The organism is Streptomyces novaecaesareae, assembly GCF_000716875.1.
GTDB lineage: Bacteria > Actinomycetota > Actinomycetes > Streptomycetales > Streptomycetaceae > Kitasatospora > Kitasatospora novaecaesareae.
Genome location: NZ_JNWQ01000104.1, coordinates 20271 through 28791 on the forward strand (window position 1 = coordinate 20271; position 8521 = coordinate 28791).

6 protein-coding genes and 1 pseudogene are annotated in these 8521 nt (G+C 72.0%); 1 reads left to right on the forward strand and 6 read right to left on the reverse strand.

Annotated elements, in window-relative coordinates; all coding sequences use genetic code 11:
- Positions 1 to 18: 18 nt before the first annotated feature.
- The 5 genes and pseudogenes from OP86_RS35285 to OP86_RS28915 all read right to left on the reverse strand — a co-directional run bounded on the left by OP86_RS35285 (position 19) and on the right by OP86_RS28915 (position 5279).
- Positions 19 to 927 carry a carbohydrate ABC transporter permease gene (locus OP86_RS35285; RefSeq protein WP_078589453.1) on the reverse strand — a complete coding sequence of 303 codons (909 nt, stop codon included), beginning with the start codon at positions 925 to 927 and terminating at the stop codon, positions 19 to 21.
- A gap of 6 nt (positions 928 to 933) precedes the next feature.
- Positions 934 to 1890 (reverse strand): annotated as a pseudogene (locus OP86_RS38455) (carbohydrate ABC transporter permease); the annotation flags it as partial.
- A gap of 80 nt (positions 1891 to 1970) precedes the next feature.
- On the reverse strand, positions 1971 to 3251 hold the full coding sequence (locus tag OP86_RS28905) for an extracellular solute-binding protein (protein ID WP_051830880.1): 1281 nt from the start codon (positions 3249 to 3251) through the stop codon (positions 1971 to 1973).
- 171 nt (positions 3252 to 3422) lie between these two features.
- Positions 3423 to 4181 carry a DeoR/GlpR family DNA-binding transcription regulator gene (locus OP86_RS28910; protein WP_030062530.1) on the reverse strand — a complete coding sequence of 253 codons (759 nt, stop codon included), beginning with the start codon at positions 4179 to 4181 and terminating at the stop codon, positions 3423 to 3425.
- Between the two features lie 84 nt (positions 4182 to 4265).
- Entirely contained in the window at positions 4266 to 5279 is a 1014-nt protein-coding gene (locus OP86_RS28915; RefSeq protein WP_030062529.1) for a LacI family DNA-binding transcriptional regulator, read from the reverse strand.
- A gap of 328 nt (positions 5280 to 5607) precedes the next feature.
- Here OP86_RS28915 and OP86_RS28920 point away from each other — a divergent pair, with 328 nt between their 5' ends.
- A complete protein-coding gene (locus tag OP86_RS28920; RefSeq protein WP_033333848.1) occupies positions 5608 to 8073 on the forward strand; it encodes an RICIN domain-containing protein in 2466 nt (821 codons plus the stop codon).
- 63 nt (positions 8074 to 8136) lie between these two features.
- Here the strand turns inward: OP86_RS28920 and OP86_RS28925 are convergent.
- Positions 8137 to 8521, reverse strand: a 385-nt coding sequence (locus OP86_RS28925) for an amidohydrolase family protein (RefSeq protein ID WP_030260456.1), incomplete at its 5' end; no start/stop codon positions are given.

The window sequence follows — 8521 nt, forward strand, 5'->3', positions numbered from 1 at the left end:
GAGGTGGGGCACGGTCGGCTACTTGAGCGATCCGGCGGTCAGGCCGGAGACCACGTGCCGCTCGATCAGGGCGAACAGCACCACGACCGGCACGATCGCGACGACCGACCCGGCGAACAGGTAGTTCCACTCCACGGTGTAGTTGCCGATGAAGCTGTTGATGCCGACGGTGAGCGGCTGGCTCCGCGGCTCCGTCGACAGGGTCAGGCCCATCACGAACTCGTTCCACGCGGAGATGAAGGTGAAGATCACCGCGGTGACGACGCCGGGCATCGCCAGCGGCAGGACGACCCGGCGCAGCACCCCGAGCCGGCCGAGGCCGTCGAGCATCGCGGCCTCCTCCAGCTCCACGGGGATGGCGGAGATGTAGGCGGTGAGGATCCAGACCGCGAAGGCCAGGTTGAAGGCCGCGTTGCAGAGGATCAGCGTCCACACCGAGTTGAGCATGTCCAGCCGGTAGAACTCGCGGTAGAGGCCCACCAGCAGCGAGGTCGGCTGGAACATCTGGGTGACCAGGACGAGCAGCAGGAAGAGCCTGCGACCCCGGTACCTCGTCCGGGCCGTGCAGTACGCGGCGGGCAGGGCGACCAGCAGCGCCAGCACGGTGGACCCGCCGGCGACCAGCAGGGTGACCTTCAGGTTGCCGCCGAGGGTGGACTCGCGCCAGACGTCGACGAAGGCGGACCACGCGAAGTGCCGCGGCAGGTAGCCCGCGTCGCGCAGCTCGTCCGCCGGGCGCAGCGCGGTGACGGCCATCTCCAGGTACGGGAGCAGGAACAGCGCCGCCAGCAGCCAGGCCGCCCCCGCGACGGCTAGCGCCTGTCCGGCGGATCTTGCCGGGCGCGCGACGCCGGGGCACGCACCTCGCCGCGTTGTCGTCGGTCGCCGATGCTCCGCATGGACTCCCTCCTCCGCCTTGCGATGCACGCACCCCTCCTCCCGGGACCAGCGGCTGACCTTGAGGAAGGCCAGGACCATCAGCACCACCAGCGCGAAGTTGACCACCGACATCGCCGCGGACTCGCCGATGTCGGTGCTCTTCAGCTGGTACATGAACACCGTCGTGGTGGCCGTGTCGCTGCTCGGGCCGCCCCGGGTCATGCCCCAGATGACGGGGAAGGAGTTGAAGACGTTGATCAGGTTGATCACGACGCCGACCAGGAAGGCCGGGCGGAGCAGCGGCAGGGTGATCCGGCGGTAGGTCTGCCACCGCGAGGCGCCGTCCACCCTGGCCGCCTCGTACAGCTCGGCGGGGACGGTCTGGAGGCCGGCGAGCAGGGTGTAGGTGGTGAACGGCAGGGAGACGAAGACGGCGACGGACACCATCCAGGGCCAGGCCGTGGCCGGGTCGCCGAGCCAGTCCCGGGGGCCGTCGATCAGGCCGAGGTCGGTCATGGCGGTGTTGAGCACGCCGGCGGTGCGGTCGAGCATCCAGCGGAAGCCGATGGCGGTCATCAGGACGGATGCGGCCCAGGGCACGAGCAGGGCCCAGCGGGCGAACCTCCGGCCGGGGAAGCGCTGGTCGAACAGCTGGGCCAGGCCGAGCGAGATCAGCATGGTCAGGCCGACGACGGCGACGGTCCAGGCCACCGTGGCGAGCAGGACGTGGCCGAGGTCGGCCTCGCCGAACAGCTTGCGGTACTTGTCCAGCCCGGCGGAGCCGCGGACGAAGCCGCTGGTGCTGATGCGCAGGAACGAGGTGCGGACCATCTCGTAGACCGGCCACAGCACGACGGCGAGGATCAGCAGGACGGCCGGGGCGATCCACGGCAGCGGCCCGAGCCTGCCGGCCCGGGCGCCCGCGGGTGCCGGCCGGCGGCGCGGGGCCGCGGGCGGTGCGGGGGAGCCGTCGGCGGGGGAGCCGAGGGTCGTGGGGGTGCTGAGGGTCAACGGGGGTGCCTTTCGCGGAGGTGCCTTTCGCGGGGTGCCTTTCGCGGAGGTGTCGTGCGCCGACGTGCGTTCGGCCGGGGTCACTTGTTCGCGACGGCGTCCTGGGCCTTCTTCTGCAGGTCGCCGAGCACCTTGGCCGGGTCGCCCGAGACGGCGCTGCCGATGCTCTTCTTGAGCTCGGCCGAGACCACGTCCCAGGCGGTGTCGCCGAGCGGGTAGAAGACGGCGTTCGGCAGGACGGCGAAGAAGGGTTCGAGGTCCTTGTGGTTGCCGCCGGCCGTCAGCGCGGTGAGCGTGTCCCGGGTGACGGGCAGCAGGTTGTAGGTCTCGTCGAACGTCAGCATGTTGTCCTTGGCGTACGCGAAGTCGAGGAACTTCCTGATCTGGTCGCGGTGGCCGTTCTTCTTGAAGGCCATCATCCAGTCCGCGACGCCGAGGGTGGAGGTGAGCGGGCCCGCCTTGCCGGGGATGGGCGCGACGCCGTAGTCGACCTTCCCGTCCTTCGCCATCCGGATCAGCGACGGGTGGCCGTCGAGCATGGCCGTCTTGCCCGCCGCGAAGTCCGCGAAGGCGGTCTTGCGGTCGGTGGTGGCGGGGTTGGCGTAGGTCAGGCCGGGGTCGACCAGGTTGGCCTTGAGCCAGCGGAAGGTGTCGATGTCGGCCTGGCTGTTCAGGGCGTACGAGCCGTCCTCGGCGGTGGGGCCGCCGCCGTTGCCGAGCTCCCAGATCATGCTCTCGCCCTGGGCCTCCTCGGGGCCGAGCGGCAGCGCGTACGGGGTGACGCCGGGTGCCGTGGCCTTGATCTGCTCGGCGGCCTTGCGCAACTCCTCCCAGTTGGTGGGGGGTTGGGCGATGCCGGCCTGCTGGAGGAGGGCCTTGTTGTAGAACAGGAGCCGGGCGGAGGAGACGAACGGGATGCCGTACTGCACGCCCTTGACCTGGCCGGCCTTGGCGAAGCTGTCGATCAGGTTGCTCCGGGTGGCGGGTGACAGCACGTCCTCCGCCTTGTAGAGGAGGTCGTCGGCGACCTTGTCGGCGTAGCCGCCGGTCTGCAGGACGTCCGGCACGTTGCCGCTCTGGATCATCGTCTTGACCTGCTGGTCGATGTCGTTCCAGTTGACCACCTGGACGTCGACCCTGATGTCGGGGTTGGCCGCCGTGAAGGCGGTGGCGACGCCGTTCCAGTAGGCCTTCGAGCTGTTGGACTCCTTGTCGCCGTAGTCGGCGGCGACCAGTTTGAGCGTCACCTTGCCGTCGGCGTCGGTTCCGCCGTTGCTGCTGCCGCCGCCGCTGCCGCAGGAGGTGAGGGTGAGGGCGCCGAGGGCGCACACCGTGAGGAGGGCCGGTATCCGTTTGTCCACCGCAGGGACCGCCTTCGTTCGCGCTTGATCTGATGATCGCAGATGCTTGAAGTGAGCTGGTTTTGCGCAGGTTTGAAAGAGCTTGCTGCGTCAGAGGGTCCATGTCAACGGCGGAGCGACAGAAAAGCCCGGCCGGGTGGGCCCCGGCCGGGCTGTTCCGTCACGAAGGACTCAGACGCGCAGGACCCGCACCCCGCAGGCGGCGAGGGCCTCCTCCTCGGCCGCGTCGGCCTCGGTGTCGGTGACCAGGTCGTCGACCTCGGTGAGCGGGCAGATCCGGGCGAAGGTGACCCGGCCGATCTTGCTGCTGTCGGCCAGGACGACCGAGCGCGCGCTGCTGCGCAGGAACGCGCGGTCGGTCTGGGCCTCCATCTCGTCGTGCGTGGTGCAGCCCTCCTGCGGGGTCAGGCCGTCCACGCCGATGAACGCGAGGTCGAGGTGGTACTCGGCGAGCATCCGGTCCGCGGCCGGCCCCACCAGTTCGTAGCTGGTGGTCCGGGCGATGCCGCCGACCACCACCAGCCGGACGTCCGGCCGCACGATCAGGTCGGCCGCGATGTTGACGGCGTTGGTCACGATGGTGATCCCGCCGCGCTCGGCCAGGACGCGGGCCAGCTCGCTCGTCGTCGTGCCGCCGGTCAGCCCCACCACCGCGCCGTCCGGTACCAGCCGGTCGGCCGCGAGCGCGATCCGGCGCTTCTCCGCCTGCCGGGTGCCGTGCTTGTGGCGCAGCGGCAGTTCGAGGTTGACGGCGCCGGTGACCGCCCCGCCGCGGGTGCGGTGCAGCAGGCCCTGGTCGTGGAGCTCCTGGAGGTCCCGGCGGACGGTGGCCGAGGAGACGCACAGGAGTTCGGCCAGCTCGTGCACGTCGGCGCTGCCCGCCTCGGTGAGGTGCGCGAGGATCCTGGAGGTGCGGTCAGCTTTGAGCATGTCGGAAGTGTAGTGCGCCGCTGTACGGGGAGGTCCCTGCGCAGAACTGCTCAAGCCGCTCGACCCGGCCGCGCCGCGGAAGGATCACCGCACCGGCCGTCCGCCGACCGGGCCGGTGCTGTCCCGGACGACGAGTTCGGGGCGCAGCAGCTGGAGTGAGTTGGCCGGGGTGCCCGACGCGCCGAGGGCGCGCAGCAGGAGTTCGACGGCCTCGCGGGCCATCTCCCGGGTGGGGATGGCGATGCTGGTGAGGGCGGGCCGGGCGAGTCCGGTCTCGGGGTTGTCGTCGTGGCCGACGATCGACAGGTCGTGCGGGACGGAGCGGCCGGTGACCCGGGCGGCTTCCAGGGCGCCGAGGGCGAGGACGTCGTGGGTGGCGAAGAGCGCGGTGATCCCGGGGTCGGCGGCGAGCGCGGCGGTCGCGGCGGTGAAGCCACCCGCGGGGGTGGGCTCGGGCGCGAGGTGGACGGCGGTGTCGGGGACGGTGAGGCCGTCGGCGGCGAAGGCGCGGCGGAAACCCGCGACCCGTGGGGCGTGGTCGGGGCTGGCGAGGACGGCGACGCGCTCGTGCCCGAGCTCGCGCAGGTGGCGTCCGGCGAGGTGGCCGGCGCGTTCGTAGTCGATGGTGACGACCGGGAACCGGTCGGGGGTGTCGGTCTCCCAGGCGCACAGGGCGACGGGGAAGGAGGCTTCGGCGAGCAGCGGCAGGTGGTCGATCAGGTCCCGGTCGCCGGCGATCAGCAGGGCGTCCACCGAGCGGCTGGTCAGGCCCGCCAGGTGCCGTTTGGCGCGCTCGCCGTCGAGGCGGGTGGTGCACAGCAGCAGGTGGTAGCCGTGCTCGTCGAGGACGTCCTCGACCTCCTCGACGATGTGGGCGTAGAAGGGCACCGTCGCGGTGGGGACGAACAGGCCCACTGCCCGGGTGGCGCCGGTGGCCAGCGAACGCGCGACCAGGTTGGGCGTGTAGCCCAGCTCCTCGACCGCGGCGCGCACCCGCGCGGCGGTCGCCGGGCCGACGGCCCCCCGGCCCCGGACGACGTTGGAGACGGTCTGCTTCGTGACCCCGGCACGCTCGGCCACGTCCTGCATCGTCACCATGAGGGGATCCTTCGGAATTGACCGGTCAACCTGGTTCCCGTGCAACCTAGGACACCGCCGTGGGGTCGTCAAGGTGCGCGTATTCCCTTGTCCGGGCGGCTGGTTGAGCGGGCGGCAGTTCCGGCCGTACGGGCCTTGGGCCTGCTTCGAGGGTTTCTGCAAGGACTCTTGATTTACCGGTCAACCCGACCGTATGTTCCGCATGGCCGACGGTCGAGGGCCGATGGCCGACGGCCGAGCCCGCCGTCCCCGGCCACCCCTCCCGGCGCACTCTCCCGGACCACTCTCCCGATTCCGCACCCCCACCCCGCATGGAAGAGGAGTACCAGTGCCCGCCCATCGAACCCGACTGCTCGCCGCCCTCACCGCCACCGCCCTGACCGCCTTCGGCACCGGCGCCCTGGCCGCCGCCCCGGCCTCCGCGCAGGCGCCCGCGCACCCGGTCGACGCCACGTACACCGTCTCGGTCGGGAAGACCGGCCCGTACCCGTACCCGGACGACACCCCGGCGAGCGTCTACACCGACAAGGACGGCACCTTCTACTTCCAGCAGTCGCACTCCCTCTACGGCGCGAAGGACTCCCGGCAGTGGGACTTCTTCACCGGCCGGGACTTCGACAACGCCACCAGGTCCGCCGCGATCAGCGACGCGGTCAACCCGGCCGACCCCACCGACCGCAACGACGACACCACCGCACGCTGCAACAACAGCCCCACCGGCCGGCAGTCCAGCTACGCGCCGACGGGCTCGGGCTACGCCCAGCGCAACTACTGCGACCTGTCGGGCGTCTGGGTCGACCCGGACACCGGCGACTGGTACGGCCTGGTGCACAACGAGTTCACCCCGCAGCCCTTCGGCGACGGCCTGCACTACGACGCCATCGACTACGCCGTCTCCACCGACCAGGGCCGGACCTGGACCATCCGGGACCACGCGATCACCTCGCCGTACAGCACCACGCGCGGCGACACCACGGCCTTCCCCGCCCAGACGTACTCCTACGGCGACGGCGACCAACGCCTCTTCGTGGACACCGCCTCCGGATACTTCTACGTCTTCTACGGCTCGCGGATCGTCGACAAGGGCGGCAGCTGGGGCGCCTTCCAGCAGCACGTCGCGCGGGCCCCGATCGCCGCCAAGATGGCGCCCGGAAGCTGGCAGAAGTGGTACGACGGCGCCTGGTCGCAGCCCGGCGCCGGCGGCCGGGAGAGCGACATGGTGCCCGCCGACACCGCGAACCCGACCGGCTACCTGCCGCCCGCCAAGGAGTACGACCCGGCCAACCCCGGCACCGTCACACAGCAGATCGCCGCCGGGACGCTCGCCCCGAGCACACCGCTGTTCGTCATGAACATCGCCTACGACGCCTACCTGGGCCTCTACCTCGGCACCCCGCAGGCCGTCGACCAGAGCGGCAACGCCCCGCAGCAGATCTACGCCACCAAGGACCTGTCCACCCAGAAGTGGACCCTGCTCGGCGACACCGGCGGCTACCACACCGCCTCCTGGTACCGCTGGTTCCTGGACAGCGCCACCCTGACCGGCTCCACCATCGTCGGCAGGACCTTCCGGTCGTACTGCGCCTTCGCCTGCTCCGCCTCGGACGGCGAGTACGCCGAGCTCACCATCGGCTCCAGCCAGCCGGCCCCCGCGCCCTTCGACCTCAGCAGGACGTACCGGATCGGCAGCGGCGACGGCCGGGTGCTGGCCCAGCGCAGCGGCAGCCCGGCGACCACCTCGCTGCCCGGCGCCACCGGCTCCGCCCTGGAGTCCTGGTCGTTCGTCGGCAACGGTGACGGCTCCTACCGGATCGTCAACGCCGCGACCGGCGGCGCCCTCGGGGTGGACACCGCGGCCGACGCCGGACGCGCCGGCCGCGCCTGGGGCGCCGCACCGACCGTCGGCGGCGGCAGCGGCGCCGGGCAGCAGTGGTTCCTGGTGCCCGCCGGCAGCGACTACCGCCTGGTCAACCGGTACAGCGGCCTGGTGCTCGGCCTCACCGCCGCAGGCAGCCCGGCCGAGACCACACCCGCCCGGTTCTGGACCGACACCACCGGCTCGGCCGTCGGCGGCGGACGCACCGCGGCCCGGCAGACCCTCACCCTCACCCCGACCGGCACGGCCGCCGAGACGGTCGCACTCCCCGGCCCCGGCGACCAGTCCGGCACCGTCGGGCGGGCCGCGTCGGTGCAGCTCAGCGCGACCGACAGCGCCGGCAAGCCGCTCACCTTCACGGCGACCGGCCTGCCCGCCGGGCTCACCGTCAGCCCCACCGGCCTGATCTCCGGCACCCCGACCGGCCCCGGAGTCTCGAAGGTCACCGTCACCGCCTCCTCCGGCACCGCCCGCGCCTCCGCCACGTTCACCTGGACCGTCACCCCGGCCTTCGGCGGCACCCACACGCTCACCACCGGCGGCCGGGCGCTCGACGACGCCGACAACAGCACCACCGCCGGCAACCGGCTCATCACCTGGCCCCGGTCCGGGGACAGCAACCAGCTCTGGCAGTTCCGCCCGCAGCCCGACAGCTCGTACGAGCTGGTGAACGGCAGGTCGGCGATGTGTGCCGACGTCAGCGGCGGCTCCGGCGCGGCCGGGGCCGCGGTGATCCAGTGGCCCTGCACCGGCCGCGCCAACCAGCACTGGACCGTCCGGCTGCTGGCCAACGGCCGCTACGCCCTCGCCTCGGCCGGCAGCGGGCTGCTGCTCACCGCGGACTCCGCCGCCGACGGCGCTCTGGTGGCCCAGCAGCCGGACACCGGCTCAGCGCTGCAGCAGTGGTCGATCGGCTGACCCGGGCCTGATCGCCGGCCGCTGACCGCTGATGCCTCGGCGGTCGGCGGTCGGCGGTCGGCGTCAGCGGTGCCGTACGTGGTCGAAGCGGTCGCCGCCGAGTGCCCAGCGGCCGTGGCGCATGACGGCGACCAGGTCGTAGGTGGTGGAGTCGACCACGACGAGGTCGGCGAGCTTGCCGGTCTCCAGCGAGCCGATGGAGTCGCTCAGGCCGAGCAGGCGGGCCGGGGTGGCGGACAGTGACTCGACGGCCTGCGGGAGGGTCAGCTTCCCGATGGTGAGTGCTCTTCGGAGCACCCGGTCGAGGGTGAGGGTGGAGCCCGCGATGGAGCTGCCGTCGGGGAGCATCGCCACGCCGTTCTTGACCTGGACCTGGAGGGGGCCGAGGGGGTAGAGGCCGTCGCCCATGCCGGCGGCGCCCATGGCGTCGGTGATCAGGGCGACGCGG

Coding starts and splice junctions, on each gene's coding strand:
- OP86_RS28910 (WP_030062530.1), bottom strand. CDS start 4,181: ATGCTCAAAGCTGACCGCACCTCCAGGATCCTCGCGCACCTCACCGAG.
- OP86_RS28915 (WP_030062529.1), bottom strand. CDS start 5,279: ATGGTGACGATGCAGGACGTGGCCGAGCGTGCCGGGGTCACGAAGCAG.